This window comes from Leifsonia xyli subsp. cynodontis DSM 46306 (assembly GCF_000470775.1).
Lineage (GTDB): Bacteria > Actinomycetota > Actinomycetes > Actinomycetales > Microbacteriaceae > Leifsonia > Leifsonia cynodontis.
The window spans coordinates 806,572-829,682 of record NC_022438.1 but is presented as its reverse complement, the minus strand read 5'-3'; the positions used below and the strand labels follow the sequence as shown (position 1 = coordinate 829,682).

The 23,111-nt window shown below is 70.5% G+C and carries 21 protein-coding genes; 8 read left to right on the top strand and 13 right to left on the bottom strand.

Features of this window, described 5'->3' with window-relative positions:
* Window positions 1–350 precede the first annotated feature (350 nt).
* Together O159_RS03915 and O159_RS03910 are read right to left on the bottom strand one after the other, a co-directional pair.
* Entirely contained in the window at window positions 351–3,680 is a 3,330-nt protein-coding gene (locus tag O159_RS03915; RefSeq protein WP_021754459.1) for an ATP-dependent DNA helicase, read from the bottom strand.
* The gene (locus O159_RS03910) at window positions 3,677–6,799 is read right to left on the bottom strand and encodes an ATP-dependent DNA helicase (RefSeq protein WP_021754458.1); all 3,123 of its coding nucleotides are present in this window, start codon (window positions 6,797–6,799) and stop codon (window positions 3,677–3,679) included. The genes O159_RS03915 and O159_RS03910 overlap by 4 nt, the downstream gene beginning before the upstream one ends.
* 107 nt (window positions 6,800–6,906) lie before the next feature.
* On the opposite strand from O159_RS03910, the gene O159_RS03905 reads away from it, so the two are divergent.
* Both O159_RS03905 and O159_RS03900 read left to right on the top strand, forming a co-directional pair.
* A complete protein-coding gene (locus O159_RS03905; protein ID WP_021754457.1) occupies window positions 6,907–7,131 on the top strand; it encodes a DUF3107 domain-containing protein in 225 nt (74 codons plus the stop codon).
* A gap of 11 nt (window positions 7,132–7,142) precedes the next feature.
* A complete protein-coding gene (locus tag O159_RS03900; protein ID WP_021754456.1) occupies window positions 7,143–7,445 on the top strand; it encodes a hypothetical protein in 303 nt (100 codons plus the stop codon).
* A 276-nt stretch (window positions 7,446–7,721) separates the two neighbouring features.
* Here the strand turns inward: O159_RS03900 and O159_RS03895 are convergent, their stop codons facing one another.
* Window positions 7,722–8,438, bottom strand: a complete 717-nt coding sequence (locus tag O159_RS03895; RefSeq protein WP_043993493.1) for a ferritin-like fold-containing protein — start codon at window positions 8,436–8,438, stop codon at window positions 7,722–7,724.
* Between the two features lie 120 nt (window positions 8,439–8,558).
* Here O159_RS03895 and O159_RS03890 point away from each other — a divergent pair, with 120 nt between their 5' ends.
* Window positions 8,559–10,040 (top strand): DEAD/DEAH box helicase, encoded by a 1,482-nt coding sequence (locus O159_RS03890; protein ID WP_021754454.1) that lies wholly within the window; start codon window positions 8,559–8,561, stop codon window positions 10,038–10,040.
* 25 nt (window positions 10,041–10,065) lie between these two features.
* Here O159_RS03890 and O159_RS03885 read toward each other — a convergent pair whose 3' ends face one another.
* Window positions 10,066–11,196: an aggregation-promoting factor C-terminal-like domain-containing protein gene (locus O159_RS03885; RefSeq protein WP_043993492.1), complete on the bottom strand. Its 1,131-nt coding sequence runs from the start codon at window positions 11,194–11,196 to the stop codon at window positions 10,066–10,068.
* 67 nt (window positions 11,197–11,263) lie between these two features.
* Complete coding sequence (locus O159_RS03880; protein ID WP_021754452.1) at window positions 11,264–12,133, bottom strand: PHP domain-containing protein; 870 nt, start codon at window positions 12,131–12,133, stop codon at window positions 11,264–11,266.
* Between the two features lie 33 nt (window positions 12,134–12,166).
* On the opposite strand from O159_RS03880, the gene O159_RS03875 reads away from it, so the two are divergent.
* Complete coding sequence (locus O159_RS03875; RefSeq protein WP_043993987.1) at window positions 12,167–13,702, top strand: aminopeptidase P family protein; 1,536 nt, start codon at window positions 12,167–12,169, stop codon at window positions 13,700–13,702.
* 105 nt (window positions 13,703–13,807) lie between these two features.
* On the opposite strand, the gene O159_RS03870 is transcribed toward O159_RS03875, so the two are convergent.
* Window positions 13,808–14,497 (bottom strand): general stress protein, encoded by a 690-nt coding sequence (locus O159_RS03870; RefSeq protein WP_144267546.1) that lies wholly within the window; start codon window positions 14,495–14,497, stop codon window positions 13,808–13,810.
* 12 nt (window positions 14,498–14,509) lie between these two features.
* On the opposite strand from O159_RS03870, the gene O159_RS03865 reads away from it, so the two are divergent.
* From O159_RS03865 to O159_RS03855, 3 genes are read left to right on the top strand one after another with little or no spacing between them, the layout of a single operon-like run.
* Window positions 14,510–15,829 carry a magnesium transporter MgtE N-terminal domain-containing protein gene (locus tag O159_RS03865; RefSeq protein WP_021754449.1) on the top strand — a complete coding sequence of 440 codons (1,320 nt, stop codon included), beginning with the start codon at window positions 14,510–14,512 and terminating at the stop codon, window positions 15,827–15,829.
* Window positions 15,816–16,355, top strand: coding sequence for a DUF1003 domain-containing protein (locus O159_RS03860; RefSeq protein ID WP_021754448.1), 540 nt, complete (start codon window positions 15,816–15,818; stop codon window positions 16,353–16,355). Before O159_RS03865 ends, O159_RS03860 begins: the two co-directional genes overlap by 14 nt.
* Complete coding sequence (locus tag O159_RS03855; RefSeq protein WP_043993491.1) at window positions 16,318–17,496, top strand: Mrp/NBP35 family ATP-binding protein; 1,179 nt, start codon at window positions 16,318–16,320, stop codon at window positions 17,494–17,496. Before O159_RS03860 ends, O159_RS03855 begins: the two co-directional genes overlap by 38 nt.
* Here the strand turns inward: O159_RS03855 and O159_RS03850 are convergent.
* From O159_RS03850 to O159_RS03835, 4 genes are all read right to left on the bottom strand, one after another.
* Window positions 17,493–17,990, bottom strand: coding sequence for a hypothetical protein (locus O159_RS03850; RefSeq protein ID WP_043993490.1), 498 nt, complete (start codon window positions 17,988–17,990; stop codon window positions 17,493–17,495). The genes O159_RS03855 and O159_RS03850 overlap by 4 nt on opposite strands.
* Before the next feature lie 81 nt (window positions 17,991–18,071).
* Window positions 18,072–18,668 carry a hypothetical protein gene (locus O159_RS03845; RefSeq protein WP_043993489.1) on the bottom strand — a complete coding sequence of 199 codons (597 nt, stop codon included), beginning with the start codon at window positions 18,666–18,668 and terminating at the stop codon, window positions 18,072–18,074.
* Window positions 18,626–19,219 (bottom strand): hypothetical protein, encoded by a 594-nt coding sequence (locus tag O159_RS03840; protein ID WP_043993488.1) that lies wholly within the window; start codon window positions 19,217–19,219, stop codon window positions 18,626–18,628. Before O159_RS03840 ends, O159_RS03845 begins: the two co-directional genes overlap by 43 nt.
* Before the next feature lie 194 nt (window positions 19,220–19,413).
* The gene (locus O159_RS03835) at window positions 19,414–19,776 is read right to left on the bottom strand and encodes a twin-arginine translocase TatA/TatE family subunit (protein WP_021754446.1); all 363 of its coding nucleotides are present in this window, start codon (window positions 19,774–19,776) and stop codon (window positions 19,414–19,416) included.
* Between the two features lie 81 nt (window positions 19,777–19,857).
* Here O159_RS03835 and O159_RS03830 point away from each other — a divergent pair, with 81 nt between their 5' ends.
* Window positions 19,858–20,490 (top strand): O-methyltransferase, encoded by a 633-nt coding sequence (locus O159_RS03830; RefSeq protein ID WP_021754445.1) that lies wholly within the window; start codon window positions 19,858–19,860, stop codon window positions 20,488–20,490.
* Window positions 20,491–20,568: 78 nt separating this feature from the next.
* On the opposite strand, the gene O159_RS13800 is transcribed toward O159_RS03830, so the two are convergent.
* From O159_RS13800 to dapE, 3 genes are all read right to left on the bottom strand, one after another.
* Window positions 20,569–20,742: a DUF3117 domain-containing protein gene (locus O159_RS13800; protein WP_081689806.1), complete on the bottom strand. Its 174-nt coding sequence runs from the start codon at window positions 20,740–20,742 to the stop codon at window positions 20,569–20,571.
* A gap of 67 nt (window positions 20,743–20,809) precedes the next feature.
* Window positions 20,810–22,057, bottom strand: coding sequence for a hypothetical protein (locus tag O159_RS03825; protein WP_043993487.1), 1,248 nt, complete (start codon window positions 22,055–22,057; stop codon window positions 20,810–20,812).
* Window positions 22,026–23,108: a succinyl-diaminopimelate desuccinylase gene (gene dapE / locus O159_RS03820; RefSeq protein ID WP_043993486.1), complete on the bottom strand. Its 1,083-nt coding sequence runs from the start codon at window positions 23,106–23,108 to the stop codon at window positions 22,026–22,028. The genes O159_RS03825 and dapE overlap by 32 nt, the downstream gene beginning before the upstream one ends.
* Window positions 23,109–23,111 lie beyond the last annotated feature (3 nt).

The following is a 23,111-nucleotide window of genomic DNA, read 5'->3' as shown; positions in this document are numbered from 1 at the left end:
CGGCCACGTCGACCCCCGGAACCTCGCCGCCAACGGCCCATCCCACACAGCGGAGTCAGACAGAATCCGACCCTGAGCATCCAACTGAGAGATCTGATCCGTGAACCCCCATTCACAATCGACTGAATCTGACGGATAGCCGTCTTCGCCTGCTCGGTCGAAAGCACACGCGACATCATTCCACTCCCCTCATAACGGCCCAACCGGACCAAAACCACTTACCACCCCGATCCTTCCAATACAGAATCTCTCATGTCAAGTTCCAGTCGGAACGTCATACCGAGAAGCCCCGTGGGCGGTGCGAACAGCGTCCATCGAAGCTCCCCCTCCTGCCACACCGCACCGGAGACCTAGCGGCCGGCCACCGACGCGCGCCACAGTTCGGCCAGCTCCTGCTCCGAGTACAGCCGAGACGGCCGCACCACCGTGTCGTCCGCCACGAAGTAGAAGACAGCGTCGATCCGCTCCGGCTCGATCCCCGCGTGCTGCGCGAACGCGAGGCGGTACAGCGCCAGCTGAAGCTGCTTACGGTCCAGATCGCTGGCATCATGAGGCGCCCTGCCGGTCTTCCAGTCCACGATCTGGTAGTCGTGACGGCCGTCCGCGACCCGGTAGACGGCATCCAGTTTGCAGACCACGACCTGACCGGCGAGCGCGATGTGGATCTCCAGCTCGACCTCGTCCGGCGCCCGGAGCGCCCACTCGCTGGCGGCGAAGGTCGCCTGAAGGTCGGCCAGGCGCTCGGCCTCGAGGATCTCACCGGCCGGATCGTCGAGTTCGTGAGCAGTCGCGTCGAGCTCATCGACCCTCCCGGCGACGGTGCCGTAGCGCTCCTCGACCCAGCGGTGGAAGAGCGTTCCGAGACGGGTCTGGCGGTAGGGGCGCTCCGGCATCGGGCGACGCAACGCCGAAGCGGCCCCGGCCGGATCGCTGACGTAGTCCTTGAAACGGGAGGCCGGAATGCGCGCGGGCAGCTCCACCAGCCCGGACTCGGACTCGCGGCGGGCGCGCTCGGCGAGGAGCAGATCGAGGTCCCGGGCGTACACTCCGCCCTCCCCCGCACCCCGCGCGCGGGCCGAGCGCACAGCTTCGGCTGCGGACTCGACGGACCGGCGGCGCGCGCCGAGGGGATCGAGGGGCCAGCTGACCATCCGAGAAGCGGGGGCGAGCGGGTTGTCCTCGGGGTCGTCGCAGGCCGGGAACGCGTCCCCGGCGATGAGGCCGGCCCCCTGCAGCTCTCGCAGATAGGCGCCCGGGCCGCGCGGGCGCGACTGCGTCGACCAGTACGAGCCGGTGAGGAGCAGGCTCTCGCGGGCGCGAGTCACGGCAACGTAGACGAGGCGCCGCTGCTCGTCCAGGTGGCGGGCGAGGTTCTCGGCCTCGAAGTCCGCGATGGCGGCGTCGAGGGTCTTCTGGTCCTCGACGGTCCGCCAGGGCAGCACGGGGAGTTCGGCGCAGTCGCCCCGGAACTCGCTCGGGAGCTGCCCGAACGCGAGCCAGCCGCGCCGGCTCTGCGGTGGGCCGGGGAGCTCGCCCTCGACCAGGCGCGGCACGGCCACGACATCCCACTCCAATCCCTTGGAGCCGTGAATAGTGAGGATCTGGACCGTTCCGGGTTCCGCGTCCTCGCTGCGCGGCGCCAGGTTGTCGCGCTTTTCGGCCTCGGCGAGCCAGGAGAGGAAGGAGCCGAGCGTCGCACGGTCGTCGCTGGCGAGGTAGGACGCGACCTGTTCGGCGAACGCGTCGAGGCTGGCCTGACCCAGCTGAGCGGTCTCGTTTGCGGCGACTTCGATGTCGAGGCGCAGTTCCTGCTGGACGAGGGTGACGAGGTCGAGCAGATCGAGACCGACGCGGGAACGCAGCTGGTCGAGCTGGCGGCCGGCGGCGCGCATCCGCTCGACGCCGGACCCACTGAACCCGGAGAGCTGACGGTGCCCCTCCGGAGCCTCCACCACGAAATCGAGAGCGTCGACGAGAGAGGCCGACTCCTCCCCTGCGACCGAGCGCCGCAGCCGGTCGCGCACCTCGGGTTCGAGTTCCTGGAAGCGGTGGTCGCGGCCGGCGAGCCACGATGCGACGCGGCGGAGCGCCGCGATGTCCTTCGGCCCGACCCGCCAGCGCGCACCGGTGAGCAGGCGGATCAGCTCCGAACCGGCCGTCGGGTCGTGCATCACGCGCAGCGCGCTGACGAGATCGGCGATGACCGGCTGTTCCAGCAGCCCGCCGAGGCCGAGGACGTGGAACGGAATGCGGTGCCGGCTCAGCGCCGCCGTGAACACTTCGATCTTCTTGATGGAGCGGCAGAGCATCGCGGCCGAGGGCGGCGTGCCCTCGGCGTCCCGCCGCGCGAGCCGCTGCGCGAACCAGGCCGCGATCGCCTCCGCCTCCTCCTCGACGGTCTGCCCGAACGTACACGCCAGCTCGCCGGCGACCGCGCCCGGCCGCGCCCGGAGCCGCTCGACACGCACAGGTGAGCCCGCGCCCAGCGGAGCGACGAGGATGTTGGCCGCGTCGAGCACACTCGTCGGGTTCCGCCAGCTGGTGCTGAGCGCATACTCGTCCGCCCCCCGGGGACGCCCGGTGAAGTCGGTCGCGAACCGGCCGAGGTTCGCCGCGCTCGCTCCCCGCCAGCCGTAGATCGACTGGTGCGGATCGCCGACCGCCATCACAGCCTCCCCGGAGAAGAGGGCGGAGAGCAGACGGGTCTGGACGACGGACGTGTCTTGATATTCGTCGAGCAGCACCACACGGTAGCGGCGGCGGTAGTCGTCCACGACGTCCGGCAGTCGCTCGCAGACGGCGAGCGCGAGGGCGACCTGGTCGGAGTACTCGACGAAACCGCGGCGGCGCTTCTCCTCCGCGAAGCGTTCGGCGAGGCCGAGCAGCGGCGGCAGCGCGCCGACGGTCTCGACGGCCGCCTTCACTTTGGCGTACGGCTCCGCCTTGCGGGCGCTGCCGGTGGGGAGGTCGATCACCCGGCCGAAGTCCTCGGCCATCCGTCCGACCTCGGCTGCGCCGGCGATGTTCTCGCTGAGGGCGCGGCTGAGGTCCAGAACGGCGGCGGTGACAGCGTCCACGTTCCGGTCGAGATCGACCAGGCGGTCATCGGCGCTGTCGACCACCACTCGCCGCGCGAGCTGCCAGGCAGACGCCTCGCTGAGGACGGCCGCCTCCGGCTCACGCCCGATGAGAAGGGCGTTCTCGCGGAAGATCGCGTTCGCGAACGCGTTGTAGGTCGCCACGTCCGGCGCCTCGAACGGGTCGAACTGGATATCTGTCAGACCCGAAGCGACCAACTGCTCGATGCGCTTCCGGACACGCTCCGCGAGTTCGCCAGCCGCCTTGCGTGTGAAGGTGAGGCCGAGCACCTCCGGGACGCGGACCTCCCCGTTCGCGAGCAGCCAGACCACGCGATTCGCCATCGTCTCGGTTTTGCCGCTGCCCGCGCCGGCGACGACGATGGCGGGGCTCAGCGGCGCCTCGATCACAGCCCGCTGCTGCCCGGTCGGGCGCGGGAGGCCGAGCGCGTCCGCGATCTCGACGGCGGAGACTCTCCGGCACGGGCGAACCGGCCCGGACTCCGGCTCCGAGAGCGCGAAGCCGCTCTCGACCAGGTCGAGGCCGGACTGTTCGGTCTCGACCCCGAGGAGATCGCCGAGGATGTCGTCGCCGGCGTTCACGCGCTCACCGCAGGGACCAGGTGAAGGCGGTACTCGTACGCCGCGTGCGGGTCGCGGTCGTCCAGGTCGACCACCGCCGCGAACGTGGCCGCGGCCATGCCTTCCGCCGCGACCGCGACCCGCTGCTTCAGCCGTTCCAGGCCCTCGGCGTCCACCCGGTCCTGGACCACCTCGCGGTAGGGCTTGCCGCGGACCCCCTTAGCGACGAAGAGCAGCTTGGCGCCGCCGGGCGGCCGTTCCCCCGCCTGCTCGATCGCGCCATGCTCGAGGGCGAGCTGGTAAGCGCCGAGCTGCGCGTGGGACGCGGCCTCGGCCGGGCTCGGCACCGTGCGCCCGGTCTTGAGATCGACGACGACGACCGTCCCGTCGGGCGTCGCCTCGACGCGGTCGATCTTGCCGCCGATGCGCGCCCGGCCGAGCCGCAGTTCGAACTCCCCCTCCGAGCCGAGCAACCGCCCGCCCGCCCGCTCGAAGTCGCGCAGATATCCGGAGACTCCGCCCACCAGTCCGCGAGTGCGACGCCGCTCGCGCTCCTCGACCCACGGGGACTCGAAAGCGAGTTCCGCCCAGCGCCGCTCGATGCCCGCCCACAGCGCATCGACACCGAACTCGCCGGTCGCGCTGGCCTCCTCCATCACAGCATGCACGACGGTGCCGATACCGGCCGTGAGACTGCTGGGCGAAGCGGCCATCTCCTCCACGAACCAGGCCAGCGGCGACTTCTCGAAGGTCCCGAGCCGCGAGGGCGAGAGGCGCACCCCGGCCTCCGGGTCCGTCAGATCGACCAGCGGCTCTTCGGTGGTCGGCTCCACGAGCCCGTACCAATCGGCGGGGTCGGCGCCCTCCACCCCGGCGTCAGCGAGGCGCGCGAGCGCATCCGCCGCCTCCGGCGCGCCCGTGGTGACCAGGCGACGACGCAAGCGGCCCACCATGCCGCGGAGCGAGAGAGGGTGGATGCTGTCCTCCATGTCCGGCGCCGCCAGCTCCCCCGCAAGGCGCAGGAGCGGCGACGGCTGCTCGTCATCGTTCGCGGTCGCGGTAAGCAGCACCTGGCCGCGGGCCCGGGAGACGGCGAGCGCGAACATCCGAAGCTCATCGCCGAGCACCTGGGCGCGCTGGTCCTCGGTCTCGGTCTCGCGTCCGTCGAGCACGCTGTCGATTTCCTGAGGATGCAGCAGCGAACCGCGCAAGCGCAGATTCGGCCAGACGCTCTCCTGCAGCCGGGCGACCGCGACGACCTCGAACTCCCGGCCGACGGTGGCGCTGGGCGTGCAGACGAGAACGGCGTCGCCCGCGGTCTGCGCGGCGAGGGTGTCCTCGGGGACTTCGGCGCCCAACAGTTCCACGACGAAGTCGGAGGCGGGGCGTTCCGGGAAGCGCTCGACGAAACGGCGAGCGGCGGTGAAGAGCGCGACCACGCCGTCGAGGTGCCGGTTCGCCTCGTCGGCGACGATGCCGCTGCGCTCGGACTGCTCCAGCCAGCGCCGGGCGAGGCCGCTGCGCTCCCAGGCGTGCCAGAGCAGTTCTTCGATGGTGGAGCCCGCGGCCGCCTTCTCGCGCCCGCTGCGCAGCGTCTCCGCCAACCGGGCGGCGCGCCGGGCCGGCGACGAGTCGATGGTGGCCAGCCGGGCGGGATCGGCCAGCGCCTCCACGAGCAGTTCATCGGCGGCGCGGTTGCCATCGCCGGCGAGTTCCTCCTGGCGGAGGGCCAGGCGCAGGCGACGCAGGCTGATGCCGTCGAGGCCGCCGAACGGACCCAGCAGCAGTTCGGTCGCCGTCTCCGAGGTGAGGTCGACCGCGCCGACCTCGACACCCGCCAGCGTGATGAGCTGCCGTGCCGCGAAGCCGTCGCGGAGGGCCCGGCCCGCGATGCTCGTCTTGGTCGGGACCTCGGCCACAGCCAGGGCGCGGGCGAGGCCGGGGATGTGCGCACCGGAGCGCACCACGACAGCCATCTCGCCCCACGGCACGCCGTCGAGCAGCCGCCGCTCGCGCAGTCTCCTGGCCAGCCGGGCGGCTTCGGACGGAGCGGAGACGGCCTGGACGACGACGACCTCGGGACGGTTTCCGCCGGTCCTCTCCGGTTCGCCGCGGCCGGCCGACGCGACACGCTGCACACCGGCCGCCGCCGTACCGATCCGCTCGGTCACACGCGCGGTCAGCTCCCGCAGAACCGGCGTCTGACGGTGCGCGGTCGCGAGCACGAACCGGGTCACCGGGACGCCCAGGCGCGCTCCCAGCTGGCCCAGCGCGGTCGCCTCGGCGCCGCGGAACGCGGTGGAGGCGACATCCGGGTCCCCGAAGGCGATGACGGCGACACCGCGCGACGCGAGCGCCCGTAAGAGAGCGATGGTCGCGACGGTCACCTCCTGAAGGTCGTCGACGAACACCGCGCGAAGGGAGTCGAGCGGGCTGCCGTCGCGCACGATGGCGACGGCCGACGCGATGAGCTCAGCGGCGTCGACGAAACCGCCGCGGTAGCTGTCGAGAACGCTCTGGTACTCGGCGATGAACGCGGCGGCCGCCCGCCACCCTTCGCGGCCGGCGATCGCGCCCAGTTCGGAGAGACGGGCGGGGCTCACACCGCGTTCGGCGCACCGGGCGATCAACTCGCGGAGCTCGGTGCGGAAACCACGCAACGACCGGACCTCCGGGCCGAGGGCGTCCGGCCAGAGCGGTCCCGTGCCATCCCCGAGCTGACCGGCGAGGAGCTCGGCGATGATCTGATCCTGCTCGCCGCCGGTGAGCAGCCGTGGTGGCTCCTCCCCCGTGCGACGGGCCCGCTCACCGGCGAGCTGGAAAGCGAGCGAGGTGGCCGTCCGGGCGAGCGGGCCCGGGGTCGGGACGCCGAGGCGCAGCGCGAGCCGGTCTCGCAGCGCGGTCGCGGCGGCACGGGATGCGCTCAGCGCGAGCACCTCGCCCGGCGCGTAGCCGCGGCCGAGCACCCGCTCGGCAAGCGCCTCCACCAGCGCCGTCGTCTTGCCCGTGCCCGGTGCGCCGAGCACAGCGGCGGAGGCGCCGTCCGGCAGCGCCGCAACCTCGCGCTGGGCGGGATCGAGGCTGAGGACGGCCGCAGCTACGCGGGCCGTCTCGCGCGCACGGAAGCCCAGAGTGGTCATGGCATCCACGCTAACGGCGTCCGCCGACAGAGAACGCGACCCGGGCCGCGCGCCGCCAACCGGTAGTCTGAACTCACCTCAGCCGGTCACCTTGGAAAGGCATGTCAGTGGAGATCCGAATCGGAATCGTCAACGCCCCCCGCGAACTCAGCTTCGAGTCCGCGCAGTCGGCCGAGGAGCTCGCCGAGCAGGTGCAGGCCGGCATCGCCAGCGGCACCGGCATCCTCCGGCTGACCGACGACAAGGGCCGCCTCTACCTCGTCCCCGCCGCCGGCATCGCCTACGTCGAGGTCGGCGCCGAGGAGTCGCGCCGCATCGGCTTCGTCGGCTAGGTTCCCCGTCTGTGGAACTGCTCTTCGTCGCCCTCGCCGGCGCCATCCTCGGCCTCGGCGCCCGCTATCTTCTGCCCAACCGCCACACACACGGCTCGGCGCTCATCCCCGCCGTCGGCGTGAGCGTCGCGTGCGTCCTGTGGGTCGCCCTCACCTGGGCGGGGCTCGCCTGGGACGGCGGCTGGATCTGGTGGATCGCCCTGCTCGGCACGGCCGCCATCGTCGTCGCCGCCGACCTGGTCGTCGGCCGCGTCCGCGCTGCTCACGACGAGAAGCTGTTCCACACCCTCAACCGCGGCGCCGCCACCCACTGACCGCGCCCCTCCCGAAAAGACCCTCTCCACCGAAAAGGTAGGGAAACCGGCCACGATCAGCCGAATTCTCCTCCCTTTCCTGCGTTCTCGCGCTGCTCCGCGCCAGTTCTCCTCCCTTTCCGACGCGGTCGGAAAGGGAGGAGAACTGGCCACGAGAGCGGCGAAAGGCAGGAAACGGAGGAGATCTGCGGGAGGAGGGCGGGCGACACCTCCTTTTCCGGCGGCGGGGGCCGAGGAGAGCCGGGGAGAGCGGTGGGGTGGGGGTGGACGGGCAGGTTAGGCGGTCAGGCCGAGGGCGTCCATGCGGCGGGTGTGGGCGGCGATGAGTTCGGTGAAGATGGGCTCGATGCGCTCGTCGTCGGTGGCGCGGTTGCCGGAGAGGTGGAGAGCGGAGCGGGCGACGAGGAGGGTGTCGCCGACCAGCCGGCGGCCCCACAGGGCGAGGCGGCTGGCGAGGCGGGGGTCGGTCTCGATCTCGCTGCGGAGGACGCTCAGAAGAGCGTCTTGTCCGGAGTCGGAGCCGAGGAGCTGGGCGAGGCGAGGGCCGACCTCTCCGGGAAGGCCGGCAGCGAGACGGATGAAGAAGTCGTCGAGCAGACCGCCTGTCATCAGTGCCGCCAGCAGCGTCCCCCGCCAATCGGAGCCGACGAGCAGGGCTCGGAAGCCCTCGACCTCCGCGGCGAAGGGGGCCATGACTCCCGCGGGATCGTCTCCGCGTCGGCGGATCTCGGCGACGATGCCCTGGTGTTTGGAGAGGGCGAGGCCGGCTGCTGCGGCGGCAGCGCCCTTGGCGCGCAGCGAATCGGCGTCCGCGGCGACGCTCGCGAGGGTCTGGAACTGCTCCAGCTGGAGATAGGCGACCTGACCGAGGTAGGGCAGCAGGTCGGGCATCACCTCGTGCAGATCGACGCGCACGGAAGGCGCCTTCGGGGCGCGAGGCGCGAGGCGCGGCAGCTCGACGGAGGGCGGGCGTCGCGTGAACCAGGTTGACACGTACAGCAGTGTAACGGGGACGTCCAGTAGGCTTGGCGTGCCGTCGGCGCTGGATCGACGGCCCTACGCCTGCGAGAGGATCAGGGCGTAGCACCCCACACTCGAAACGACAGGCATTCTGTGACTTTCTCCGCACTGAACATCGACCAAGACATGGTGGACGCCCTCGCGGCCAAGGGCATCACCGAGCCGTTCCCCATCCAGGCGCAGACGATCCCGCTCGCCCTCACTGGCCAGGACATCATCGGCCAGGCGAAGACCGGAACCGGCAAGACCTTCGGCTTCGGCCTGCCGATCATCCAGCGGCTCGGCGCCGACCCGGAGCCCGGTGTGCAGGCTCTGGTGGTTGTGCCGACCCGTGAGCTCGCCGTCCAGGTCTACGAGGATCTCGAGCAGGCCGCCTCCAACCGCCCCACCTCGATCGCAGCGATCTACGGCGGCAAAGCGTACGAGGGGCAGATCGCCCAGCTGAAGGCGGGCGCGCAGGTCGTGGTCGGCACCCCCGGCCGTCTGCTCGACCTCGCCGGCCAGCGTCTGCTGAGCCTCAGCACGGTGCGGGAGATGGTGCTCGACGAAGCCGACAAGATGCTCGACCTCGGCTTCCTGTCCGATATCGAGAAACTGTTCGCGCAGACTCCCGCCACCCGTCACACCATGCTGTTCTCGGCGACCATGCCGGGCCCGATCGTCGCCTTGGCGCGCCGCTTCATGTCCCGGCCCATCCACATCCGAGCGACCGACCCCGACGAGGGCCAGATCCAGGCGAACATCAAGCACCTCGTCTACCGGGCGCACTCGCTCGACAAGGACGAGGTCGTCGCGCGCATCCTGCAGGCCGAGGGCCGAGGCAAGACGGTGATCTTCACGCGAACCAAGCGCAGCGCCGCCAAGCTCATGGAGGAGCTGAACGACCGCGGCTTCAACGCCGCCGCCGTTCATGGCGACCTCAACCAGGAGCAGCGGGAGCGCGCCATGGCCGCGTTCAAGGCGGGCAAGAAGGATGTGCTCATCGCCACCGATGTCGCCGCCCGCGGCATCGACGTGGACGACGTCACCCATGTGATCAACCACACCATCCCGGACGACGAGAAAACCTACCTGCACCGCGCCGGACGCACCGGCCGCGCGGGCAAGTCCGGCATCACCGTGACGTTCGTGGACTGGGAGGACCTGCACAAGTGGGCGCTGATCAACCGCGCCCTCGAGTTCGGCCAGCCCGAACCCACGGAGACGTACTCGTCGTCGCCGCACCTCTTCGGCGATCTGGGCATCCCCGAGGGAGCCAAGGGCCGGCTCAAGGCCACACCGGCTGTCAAAGCGCCGGAGAGCCGGACGAACGACCGCGGTCCGGCCGCCGGTGGCGCGGCCGGAGGAGCCGGCAACCGCCAGCGCCGGCGCACACGCGGCGGTCAGCGGGCTCGGGCCGCCGCGAACGGCTCGGGAAACGAGGGTGGAGCGCCCGCGGGCGACGAGGCGATGTCCGCGTCGGGCACGCACGACGGCGGCGGCTCCCAGCACCGCGACGGGAACAGCGCGCCGCGCCGCCGACGCCGTCGTTCGCACGGTGGCGGCGCTGCCGCCCCGCAGGCGACCGGCAGCTGATCGCGGCCCTCGGGCCGCACGAGAGTCAGTACCAGTTGTACGCGATCTCGTGCGACCACGCGCCACACGGCGATCCGTACCGGCCGCTGATATAGCCGAGTCCCCAGTCGATCTGGGTGTTGCCGTTCGTCATCCAGTCGGAGCCGGCGGTGGCCATCTTGCTGGCCGGGAGGGACTGCGGGATGCCGTAGGCGCCGGATGACGTGTTGTACGCGTCTGCGCGCCAGCCGGACTCCTGGTTCCAGAGCTTGATGAGGCATGCCATCTGGGTGCCTCCCCAGCCGTAGGCGGGGAGACGGCTCTGCGCGTACGCCTGGGCTCCGGCGGGGTCCACGACGACGCCCGGGGGCGGAGCGAAGCCGTCGGCGCCGCCGCCGCTGTTCGCGGCCGCCGCCGCGGCCGCGCGTGCCGCCACGCCCTCCGCGTACGATCTCTCGACCGATGCCTCGGTGTTCTTGAGCGAGGCGAGCTGCGCGTACAGGGTGTTCGCCCGGGTCTGCTGCTCGGAGAGGGCCGCGTCCGCAGCCGCTTTGGCCGCTTGGGCGGCCTGCAACGCCGTCTCCGCGTCCTGAGCGAGCCGATCGCGGATCCTCTGAGCGGCGGCGGCCTGGGCGCTGAGCGCGTCCGCGACGTTCTTCTGCGCGGTCGCCTGCGCGAACAGGCTGCTGGCCTGATCGGCGAGTCTCGACATCGCGCCGAGCTGATAGAGCAGCGACGAGTCGGCCGGCGAGCGATCGTTTGCGCTCAAGAAGACCCGGAGGGAGACATCCGAGGTCCCGGAGCGGGTCAGCTGCGCGGCGAGTTTGCCGCTCTGCGCCTTGAGCCGGTCGGCTTTCGCGGCGGCTGCGGCGGACTGCTGCGCGAGATCGTCGGATTTCGCGGTCGCCGCCTGGAGGTTCGTCTCGGCGGTCCCGTATTCGCCGGCGCGCTTGATGGCCAGATCGCCCGCCGCGTTCGCCGTGGACTGGAGCTGGGCGAGAAGACCGCTGATCTTGTCCGCCTCGGCCTGCGCCGACGAAGCGTTCGCCTTCGCGGCCTGGACATCGTCCCACGAGGGATAGTCGTCGGCTGCGGCCGGCGCGACACCGGCGGTCAGGATCAGAGCGCCGACGAGCGCTGCGACCACGGTTTTGGACACCCCGTACCGTCGCCCCACGCGAACACCTCGCTTTCCGATCCCCGATCGTCGCACGCCGGGATACCAGCGTAACCGCGGAGTCCGCTCACGCGAAGAAAGGCGCCGCGCCTGTCGCTTCTTCGATCATCCGGTCCACGACGGCCGGATCGGTGGTGTTCTCTCCGAGGCGATTGGGTTTCCCGGAACCGTGATAGTCGCTGGAGCCGGTGACCGCGAGGCCGTATTTCGCTGCCCGTTCGCGGAGGAGCGCGACGCCGTCCGGCCGGTTCTCGCGGTGGTCAAGTTCGAGGCCGAAGAGCCCGGCATCGGCCAGCCGGCGCAGCCGCTCCTCCGGGATGACGCTGCCGCGGCTGCTCGTCGCGGGGTGCGCGAGCACCGGGATGCCCCCGGCCTGCCGGATCAGCAGCACACCCGTCATCGGATCGGGGGCATAGTGCGGCCGGACATAGCCGCTGCGCCAGTGGAGGACCCCGGCGAACGCCGCGCTCCTGTCCTCGGCCAGTCCGCGGGCGACCAGCGCGTCCGCGATGTGCGGCCGGCCCACGGTCGCGCCCTCGGCGGCCTGGGCGAGCACATCGTCCCAGATGATGTCGTAGTCCTCCGCGATGCGGCGCACCATGTCCTCCGCCCGGCGGCGACGGCCGTCGCGGATGCGCTGCGTCTCGGCCGCGAGCGCGGCGTCCTCGGGATCGAACAGGTAGCCCAGCAGGTGAACGCTCGCGAGCTCGAAGCGGGTGGAGAGCTCCATGCCGGGGAGGACGGTGACGGCGGCCTCGGCTCCGGCGGCGGCCGCATCCAGCCAGCCGGCGGTGGAGTCGTGATCGGTGAGCGCGATCGTGCCGAGCCCGGCCGCCGCGGCGGCGCGGACGAGCTCGCCCGGGGTGTCCGTGCCGTCCGACACGGTGGAATGCGTGTGCAGATCGGCCGGAACGCGGAAGCGTCGCTCAGCTGCCATGCAGTCCATCCTAGGAGTGGGAGAATGGTCGGCATGTCCTCCCAGAACCCCCCTGTCTCGCCGTCCGATGCCGCGACCGTCGAGGAAGCCCCCCGCGCCACCGCGAACCGGTCCACCACGCCCGGGTCAGCGGCTTTCAAGGAGTACATCGGCCGCGGCTGGGCCGAGCGGCCCGAGGCTCTCCCTGCCGCCCGCGAGCAAGCCGGTTTCGCGGCCGCCCGCCGCGCGCGCGTGTCGGAGCTCTTCCGCGGCAAGCGCCTCATCGTCCCGGCCGGGCGGCTGAAGCAGCGCTCGAACGACACCGACTACGTTTTCCGGGCGCACTCGGCGTTCGCGCATCTCACCGGCTGGGGGTCGGACTCCGAGCCGGGCAGCGTGCTGGTGCTGGAGCCGACCGCCGCCGGGCACGAAGCGACCCTTTACTTCCGCGAGCGCGCCGGCCGAGACTCCGACGAGTTCTACGCGAACCCGGAGATCGGCGAGTTCTGGATCGGTCCGCGCCCCTCGCTCGCCCAGGTCGCGAGCGATCTGGCCCTGCCGACCCGTGGGATCGCCGCCGTGGAGGCCGTGCTGGACGCCGTGGACGCGGACACACTCGTGCTGCGCGAAGCCGACCCGGCGCTCACCGACCGCGTGGACGGCGCTCGGCTGCTCCTCACCGCGGGGGACGGCGTCGAATTCGACCCTGAGGACCGCACCGGCGACGACCTCCTCGCGCGCGAGCTCTCCGAACTGCGCCTCGTCAAAGACGCCTTCGAGATCGGCGAGCTGCGCGCCGCCGTCGCCGCCACCGCGCGCGGCTTCGACGATGTGATCGCCGACCTGCCGCGCATCGTCGCGCACCCGCGCGGCGAGCGCCTCGTCGAGGGGGTCTTCAACGGCCGGGCGCGCGCCGACGGCAACGCGGTCGGCTACGACACGATCGCCGCGAGCGGTCCGCACGCCTGCATCCTGCACTGGACGCGCAACGACGGGCCGGTCGTCCCGGGCGATCTCATCCTTCTCGACGCCGGTGTCGAGGTCGACAGCCATTACACCGCGGACATCACGCGCACTTTCCCCATCGACGGCACTTTCACCGAGACGCAGCGGCTGGTGTACGAGACGGTGCGGGAAGCCGCGGACGCGGCGTTCGCGATCGTGAAGCCCGGCATCCGGTTCCGCGAGATCCACGCGACCGCGATGGCCGTGATCGCCCGCCGCACGGCGGAGTGGGGCCTGCTGCCGGTGACCGCCGAGCAGGCGCTCGAAGCCGACAACCAGCACCACCGGCGCTATATGGTTCACGGCACGAGTCACCACCTGGGGCTCGATGTACACGACTGCGCGCAGGCCCGCCGCGAGCTCTACCTCGACGGCGTGCTGGAGGCGGGGATGACGTTCACGATCGAGCCAGGGCTGTACTTCCAGCCGGACGATCTGACCGTGCCGGAGAGCTTCCGCGGGATCGGCGTGCGCATCGAAGACAACATTCTGGTCACCGGCGACGGCGCCGAGAACCTGTCGATCGGCATCCCGCGCACCGCGGACGACGTGGAGGCGTGGGTGCGGCGGCTCAGCTCGCGCTGAGCCGCCGCGGCCCCGGAGTGTCCAGAAGATCCGCAGGCCGATCTCTCCGCGGTGCGGCGAGCCGGAGCCCGCCGACGGCCGCCAGGACCGCCGTGCCGGGCGGCGCTACGCGGACGGCGCGGGCGAGCGCTCGTCGCCGGTCTGCGCAGGAGGCGGCCCGGGCTGGTCGACCGGCGGCTGCGGCTGCGGGGGCTGCGTCGGCTCGGGCTGCGCGGGAGGCGGGTCGCTCGGGTGCGCGGGCTGCGCCCAAGCCGTCGGTTCGGCAGCGGCCCCGCCGAGCAGGTTCCGCGCCCGGTTCAGCAGTTCGCCGTCCACGAGCACGGAGTAGCTCGTGGCGATCACCTGCATGACGGAGGTGTAGTCGCGACGGCGGCGGTTGATCGCAGAGGAGACGATTCCGAACAGCATCCCGAAGCCAGCGCCGATCAGCACAGCGGCGATGACGAAGGCATAGCTGAGGGTCGGCGAGAAGATGAGCAGCAGCAGGCCGAAGAAGATTCCCATCCAGGCGCCGGAGGCCGCGCCCGCCAGCGCCACCCGGCCCCAGGTGAGCTTGCCCGTGACCCGCTCGACGCTCTTCAGATCACTGCCGACGATGGAGACTTTGTCCACGGGGAAGTCGGCGCGCGCGAGCGCGTCGACGGCCTGCTGGGCCTCGGGGTAGGTCTCGTATGTGGCCACGATCTCGCCGCGCGGGAGGGTCGGGAAGGGTATCCGGTTGCGTCCGCCCAGCGGGCTCGGTGTCGTCATCGCCCCATTGTTCCATTGCTCCGCCTCAACGAGTGGGAAGGGCATAGATTTATCTTTGTGAGCGCTCCCCGTATCTTCGTCGCCCGGCTGGCCGGGACCAGCGTGTTCGACCCGGTCGGCGACCGGGTGGGCCGGGTCAGGGATGTACTGGTCGTCTACCGGAAGAGCGACCCGCCGAGTGTCGTGGGCCTGATCGTCGAGATCCCGGGAAAGCGGCGGGTGTTCGTGTCGATCGGCCGGGTGACCAGCATCTCCAGTGGCCAGATCATCACGACCGGGCTCATCAACGTGCGCCGGTTCGAGCAGCGGGGCGGCGAAGTGCGAGTGATCGCGGAGTTGCTCGGCCGCAAAGTGGACTTCGCGGACGGCAGCGGCGAGGCGACGATCGAGGATGTCGCGATCGAAGAGTCCGCCACCGGCGAGTGGGCAGTCGGCTCGCTGTTCGTGCGCCGCCCGAAGAGCGGCGCGTCGCCGTTCGGCAAGGGGCCTACCGCGTTCGCCGCCTGGAACGACGTGCGCGAGAGGCTGGCACGCGGCGAGGCGCAGTCCGCCGAGCAGCTGATCGCCACCTACTCCGAGTTGCAGCCCGCCGATCTCGCGAACACCTTGCTCGACCTGCCGGCGCAGCGGATGCTCGAGGTGGCGGAAGAGCTGCCGGACGATCGCCTCGCCGACGTCCTCGAAGAGATGCCCGAGAGCGAGCAGGTGGAGATCCTCGCGAGCCTCGACGACCACCGTGCCGCCGACGTCCTCGACCAGATGCAGCCGGACGACGCCGCCGATCTGATCGCCCAGCTCTCCGACGAGCGCGGCGAGCACCTTCTGGAGCTGATGGAGCCCGAGGAGGCCGAGGACGTCCGGATGCTGCTCAGCTACGCCCCGGACACCGCCGGAGGCCTCATGACCACCGAGCCGATCATCGTCTCCGCCGACGCGACCGTCGCGGAGGGCCTGGCGCTCATCCGCCGGCACGAGCTCGCCCCGGCGCTCGGGGCGGCCGTGTGCGTGACACTGCCGCCCTACGAGCCTCCGACCGGGCGCTTCCTCGGCGTCGTCCACTTCCAGCGGATGCTGCGCTATCCTCCGCATGTCCGGCTCGGCACGCTGCTGGATCCGAGCCTGGAACCGGTCACCGCCGACACCTCCGCCGCCGAGGTGTCGCGCATCCTGGCGTCCTACAACCTCGTCTCCGTTCCCGTCATGGACGAGAAGCACCGACTCGTCGGGGTGGTGACCATCGACGACATCCTGGACTATCTGCTCCCCGACGACTGGCGCAGCCAAGACGAGGATGAGCCTGTCAAACAGGCCCCGTCCGACAAGACCGGCCGCGTCCCCGTGCTGAGTGGAAGGAGGGGAAAACGTGGCACGACGTAGGCAGGAAACCAGCCTGGACGCGCCGAAGGGCCTGCGCTCGACGGTGATCCCGCGCCGCCGCGACCTCGTCGAGCAAAGCGACCGGTTCGGCCGCTTCACCGAGTGGATCGCGCGAGCGATGGGCACGCCCTGGTTCGTGCTTGGGCTCACGGTCTTCGTCGCCGCCTGGATGGTGTGGAACACGCTGCTGCCGGCGGCCTGGCGGTTCGATTCGGCCTCGCTCGGCTTCATCGCCCTGACCCTCGTGCTCTCGCTCCAGGCTTCGTACGCCGCCCCGCTGATCCTGCTGGCGCAGAATCGGCAGGACGACCGCGACCGGGTGCAGATCGAGCAGGACCGCCAGCGCGCCGAGCGCACTCTCGCCGACACCGAGTATCTGGCGCGCGAAGTGGTCGCTCTGCGGCTGGCCGTGAAGGATGTCGCGACCAAGGACTTCATCCGGGCCGAGCTCCGCGCGCTGCTGGAGGACCTGGAAGAGCGCAGCGACGATGAAGGGGTCGGGGAGGGCGAACCGGCCCGTGCCTGACCTGCAAGAGGAGATCCGGCGCGCCCTCGGCGGGGTGCTCGACCCCGAGATCCGCAAGCCCGTGACCGAGCTGGACATGATCGGCGGGGTCGAGGTGGCCGCCGACGGACACGCGAGCGTCGACGTCAAGCTGACCATCGCCGGCTGTCCCGCCGCCGATGCGATCGAACGGGACGTCCGCGCGGCGACCGCGAATGTCCCCGGCGTGACCGGAGTGACGGTGGAGGTCTCCGTCATGACCCCGGCCGAGCGCAAAGCCCTCACCGAGAAGCTCCGCGGCGGACGCTCCGAGCGCGTCCCGCCGTTCGGCCCCGGCTCGCTCACGCGCGTCTACGCCGTGACCAGCGGCAAGGGCGGCGTCGGGAAGTCCACCATCACCGCGAACCTCGCCGTGGCGCTCACCCAACGGGGGCTGAGGGTCGGGGTCGTGGACGCGGACGTCCACGGGTTCTCCCTCCCCGGCATCCTCGGCCTGACCGATGAGAACGGTGTCGCACAGCGCCCGACGCGCGTGAACGACATGATCCTGCCGCCGATCGCCCACGGCGTGAAGGTGGTCTCGATCGGCATGTTCGTGGACTCGCCCTCCGCCGCGGTCGCCTGGCGGGGGCCGATGCTGCACCGCACCATCCAGCAGTTCCTCGGGGATGTGTTCTTCGGCGACCTCGACATCCTGCTCCTGGATCTTCCGCCGGGAACCGGGGACATCGCCCTCACCGTGGGGCAGCTCCTGCCTCAGGCTGAGGTCCTCGTGGTGACCACCCCGCAGCGCTCGGCGGCGGATGTCGCCGAACGCAGCGGGGTCGTCGCCCGTCAGACCGGTCAGAGAGTGGTCGGCGTCATCGAGAACATGGCCGGTCTTGTGCAACCGGACGGCAGCGTCCTCGAACTCTTCGGCTCCGGTGGTGGCGAGGAGGTCGCTCGGCGGCTCTCCGCAGGCCAGGACCACCCGGTTCCGCTGCTCGCGAGCGTCCCGCTCAGCGTCCCGCTGCGGGCCGGCGGCGACGCGGGGGCTCCCCTGGTCGTGACGGACCCGCAGGACGCCGCCGCCATGGCTATCAGCGCGGTCGCCGACCGACTCGCAACACGGGGACGGGGGCTCGCCGGCCGGAAGCTCGGGCTCTCAGTACGCTCGAGCTAGCGGTCCGCCAGCGTGGAGGCGCGGTCGGCGCTGGCGGTCTGCTCTGCCCCGGCAAGGCGCTCGTCCCGTCGCGCGAGCGCCCGGTCGATCCCGCGCACGCCCAGGAAGAGCACGACCACGCCGCCCACCAGGTAGGCGAAGAAATAGTACATGAAGAACCGGGCCGGAGCGGTCGCGAACACGATCGCGGCCCGGGTCAGCAGAATGCCCAGCAGCCCCGCGGACACCCACTGCCGCCGCACGATCGACCCGGCGAAGAAGAGCAGCAGCAGCCCCAGCACCGGAACGGCGTTCCAGACCACCGCTCCGAGCGGCAGGTCCTCGTTGTCCGCGTCGAGCAGCAGCAGCGCACGGATCGCGTGTTCCTGGAACTCCCGGTCGAACGGCACGATCGACGGGTTGCGTTCCTCGAATGCCGTGCGGGCGTCGTCCAGCGAGCGCCCGGCGTCGATCGCCTCCAAACCACGCGCGTAGGCGCGGGGGAAATCGCCCATCGAGTTCGTAGCGAGGAAGGTCTGCGTCCGCGCCTCCAGGAAGGCGCCCGGGTTCTCCGCGACGAGGGAGACGTAGGCGCGCTAGAATCCGCTCATGTGCGCTTTGTAGTCGGGGCGCAGCAGCCGATCGGTCCAGTACGAGGGGATGTTGTACGCGCTCGGCATCTCACGCACGAGGTCGAGGTCGATCGCGCGGTCGATGGCCGCCAGGTTCTCCTCGAGATGCGGCCCCGAGAGCGGCTTCTGGAGCATGACCGAGAGCGGGTTGACGACCGCTGTGACGGTGTACTTCGCGTTCGAGAGCACAGCGGCCGCACCGATGTTGACAACCACGACGGCCGCCACCGCCCCCACAGCGACGACGATCGTGCGACGACGCACGCCCGTCTCCGAGCGGCGGAAGATGCGCAGCACGACGGCGAGCATCGGGATCAGCAGCAGATAGAACACACACTCGGTGCGCCAGAACGCCAACAGGGTGATGGCCGTGGAGAGGAACACGAACTCGCGGTAGCGATCGGCGACGAGTTCCGGACGCACCCGGATGATCAGGATGCGGAAGACCACAGCCAGTTCGATGTAGACGTGGATCGTGACGCGCAGCGGGTACTGGTCGAACAGCAGCACCGGCAGCGTCAGGAACGGCAGCAGCAGGGCGCGTAGCCCAGCCACGGACACCGCAGCGTGTCCACGGTGCGCGCGACGACATAGCCAGCGACGATGGAGCCGAAGATCAGTTGGACGGCCACCGGGCCGATGGCCGCCGGCACAAGGACCATGCTCACCGGGAAGTAGATCGCGGTGAAGATACTCTGCCAGGTCGATATCCAGTTCTGCTGCGCCTTCGCCATGACGAAATAGGAGTCATTCGTCCAGAACCCGGGCCAGACGACCAGCAGGACAGCCAGATTGACGACCAGCACGCCGAGGCTCACCCACGCCCAGCGGCGATAGACGGGGTCGCCCTCGCGAAGGCGCTGTGCGAAGCGAATGCCGAAGAAGGCCGCCGCGTAGAGGATGAGTCCGGCGAGAGCGCGCACACCGAGCCACATCGCGATCTTCCCGATGCCGACCGGCGGCGCGTCGAACCCGAAGCCGGCCGTGTCGAGCTCACCGACCGATGCGGCGTCGAAGGGATTGTCGAAGGCGCTGAACGACGAGATCGTCACTAGGACGAGGAGGAGGGCTGCCGCGATGAGGAAGGCGGCTCGATGGGCTTTTGCGAACATGGCGGCGTCTACTCTGACAGGTCCTTACACGTTTTCGCGGCGTGTTAAGAGGTGAAACGCCGAACACACGAGACCCACAGAGTGCAGTCCCCACAGGCACGTCGCAATGTCCGGAGACAGCCGATGAAGTGACCGCCACCGCCCTGTCTTTCAGCGCAGCGGCTGTGGCCGTCTCCGCCCGAGCGGACCGCGGTTCAGGTGGCCTCCGCGTCGAAGGGCGGCAGCGTTCCCGGCGGAAGCGCCGGGCGCCGCGGCTCGGCGGCCTGCTGTGTCACCGGCTTGATCGAGGACGCCGGAGCGGGCATATCCTCGAGCAGAGCCTCGCGGATGATGCGGCGCGGGTCGTATTGGCGGGGGTCGAGCTTCTTCCAGTCGACATCGTCGAACTCCGAACCCATCTCCTCGCGCATACGCGATTTCGCGCCATCGGCGAACCCGCGCAGGGAGCGGACGAACTCGCCCAGTTTGGCCGCGTATCCGGGCAGACGCTCAGGACCGATCAGGAAGACGGCGATCACCGCCACGATCAGGAGCTTGTCGAATGTCAGACCGAACACACATAAAGAGTATCGCGCCGTGGCTGCGGAAAAGCTGGATCGGTGGGCTCTATCCTGGGGTGAGGACTCGACGGGAGCGCTGTGTCAGACAAGGAATCGAACTGGAGATTCGCCGATGACGCGATCGTCGAAGGCGAGGTGATCGCCCGGGCACGGCAGCAGTCGCTCGAACTCGGGGTCGAGCCGATCGCGCCGAGCACCGGCGCGCAGGCGGCCGTCGTGGTCGCCGCGACAGCGGCCGAGAACATCGTCGAGATCGGCACCGGAGTCGGCGTCTCGGGGCTCTGGCTGCTGCGCGGCGGCACCAGCGCCCAGCTGACCTCCATCGACATCGAAGTGGACTACCAGCAGCACGCGCGCGCCTTCTTCACCGAGGCGGGCATCCCGGCCAGCCGTGTGCGCCTCATCACCGGGCGAGCGCTGGACGTGCTGCCCCGGATGAACGAGGGCTCCTACGACATCGTCTTCGTCGACGCCGACCCGGCCTCGGTGATCGAGTATGTCGAACACGGCCTGCGCCTGGTGCGTCCCGGAGGCACCGTCCTGGTGCCGCACGCGCTCTGGCGCGGCCGCGTCGCCGACCCCGCGGCGCGCGACGAGGTGGCGACCGGGTTCCGGACGCTGATCACCGAGACCGCGGCGTCCGGCGCCGTCATCAGCGCTCTGTCTCCGGCCGCTGACGGTCTGCTACAGATCACGAAGCTGACGCCGTAGCCACCCGGCCGGACACGAAAGAGACCCCGATCGCTCGGGGCCTCTTCGTGTGGCTCTGCGGCGGTCGTGACGCTGCGATCAGGAAGCGCCCACGACACTCGCGAGCGCATCGTGGAGTTCTTTCGCCTCCGCATCGTTGACGGAGACGACGAGACGACCGCCTCCTTCGAGCGGGACCCGCACGATGATGAGCCGCCCCTCCTTCACAGCCTCCATGGGCCCGTCCCCAGTCCTCGGCTTCATGGCCGCCATGCAGCTCCCCTTTCGTGAATGTCCTTCTATTATCGGCCATTCACATCGAGCGAACGAAATCCAGGCATCACGGCGGGGACCAGTCAGCGCCGTCGACGCCCCAGCAGATCGCTATCCAGCCGACCTGGAGCGCGAGCAGAAGCAGCACCATCCCGACCCGGTAGACGCGGCTCGCAGGGAGGGCAATCGCTCCGAGCAGCGGGAACAGGGGCATCAGCAGACGGAAGGTGCTCGACTGCGGAAAGAACACCGCCAACAGGTAGAGCGAGTAGGCGATGACCCAGAACCGGAGGTCGACGCCCAGCCTCCGCACGGCCGGGGAGAACAGCAGAACGGCGAAGAACGCGACGAGGACGACCAGCGCCACCCCGCCGATCCAGCCCGGGACGCCGAGGATGACCCGGAACCACCAATCCGCGCCCTGGAACCACGCGGCGAACGGCACGAGATGCGTGAAGCCGATGTAGGGCGCCCGCCAGGCCAGCTCGGTGTCGGTGTACGCCGTCAGGGACCCCGTCGTGACAGAGGCGATCGCGGGCCAGGCGAGACCGGCCAGCCCGCTGAACAGCGCGAGACCGGCGCTCAGGATGCGCTCCCGCGCGGAGAACGGGTCCTCCCGCCGCTTCGCCCAGCGGTACACGACATGCAGCCCCACAGCGAGGGCGAACGCCAGTCCGCTCGGGCGCGTGAACGCCATCACGAGCACGACCGGGAACAGCCAGCCGTAGCGCCTCTCCACGAGCAGCAGCAGTGCCGTCGCGAGCAGCAGGAGATAGAGCGACTCGGCGTAGGCGAGCTGGAAGAGCGGGGAGACCGGGGCGACGCAGAACAGCACGACGGCGAACAGACTGGTGGCGTTCCCGAGGCCGACACGGAGCATCAGGCGGAAGAAGACCAGGGTCGCAGCGGCAGCGCAGACGAACGACACAAGCACGCCGGCAGGGGCCCAGGGCAGCCGCGTGAGGAACATGACGACATCCACAAGCCACGGATAGCCCGGGAGGAACGCCCAGGCGTTCTCGGCGATATGCACGCCATCCGACGTCGGCAGCGTGACCGGGTAGCCCGAGACAGCCACGATGTTGTACCAGAGGCCGTCCCAGATGGTCGCATAGGAGAAGTAGTCCGGCCGCGGGCCCGTCCACGGGTTCCGCCCCTGGTTCGCCGCGAAGATCAGCAGGACGACAGTGGTGAAGACCCGACTGGCGAGGAAGATCGCGAGGACGCGCACCCACCACCGCGTCCACCAAGGCGCGGTGGCGACGGCTCCCGGAGCCGCCCCGTCAGCGCGTGCCGGAACCAGTGAGCCAGGCATGGAGTCCGGCCTCCACGGCCGCGATCTGGCCGACGTCCACCCGCTCGTCGTCGGCATGCGCTCGCAGCGGATCGCCCGGGCCGTAGTTCACAGCGGGGATGCCGAGGGCGCTGAAGCGGGCGACATCGGTCCAGCCGTACTTCGGCTTGGCGACACCGCCGACCGCGGCCACGAACTCCCTCGCGAGCGGCGCGTCCAGGCCCGGCCGGGCGCCGTCGGCACAGTCGACCACGGTGAGCTCGTAGTCTCCGAACAGCTCGCGCAGGTGCTCGATGGCCTCCTCCGAAGTGCGCGAAGGGGCGAAGCGGTAGTTGAGATGGACCATGCACTCGTCCGGGATGACGTTGCCCGCAACGTCCCCAGTGATGCCGACCGCGTTGAGCCCTTCGCGGTAGATCAGCCCCTCCACCTCCACCTCGCGCGGCTGATAGGCGGCGAGGGTGTCCAGAATGGGCGCGACCTTGTGGATGGCGTTCTCCCCCACCCAGCCGCGCGCCGAGTGCGAGCGCCGCCCGAACGCTCGCACCTCCACGCGCAGGTTGCCGTTGCAGCCGCCCTCGATCACGCCGTTGCTCGGCTCGCCCAGGATGGCGAAGTCGCCCGTGAACAGGTCGGGCCGATTGCGCGCGAGCCGGCCGAGACCGTTCAGCTCGGCGTTGACCTCCTCGTGGTCGTACCACATCCAGGTCACATCGACCGCGGGGGCGGTGAGTTCGGCGGCGAGCTTGAGCTGCACGGCGACGCCCGCCTTCATATCGACCGTCCCACGGCCCCACAGGAAGCGGGTGCCGTCTTCCTCCGCGAACCGTGTGGGCAGGTTGCCGTTCAGCGGCACTGTGTCGATGTGGCCGGCGATGATCGCGCGACGCTCGCGGCCGAGGTCTGTGCGGGCGACGACGGTGTCGCCATCGCGGATCAGCTCCAGATGCGGCAGCGGCGCGAGAGCGGCTTCGATGGCGTCGGCCAGCGGCTTCTCGTTCCCGGAGACGGTCTCGATGTCGCAGATCTGGCGGGTGAGGTCGGTGGAGGTGGCGGTGAGGTCCAAAGGCACCCT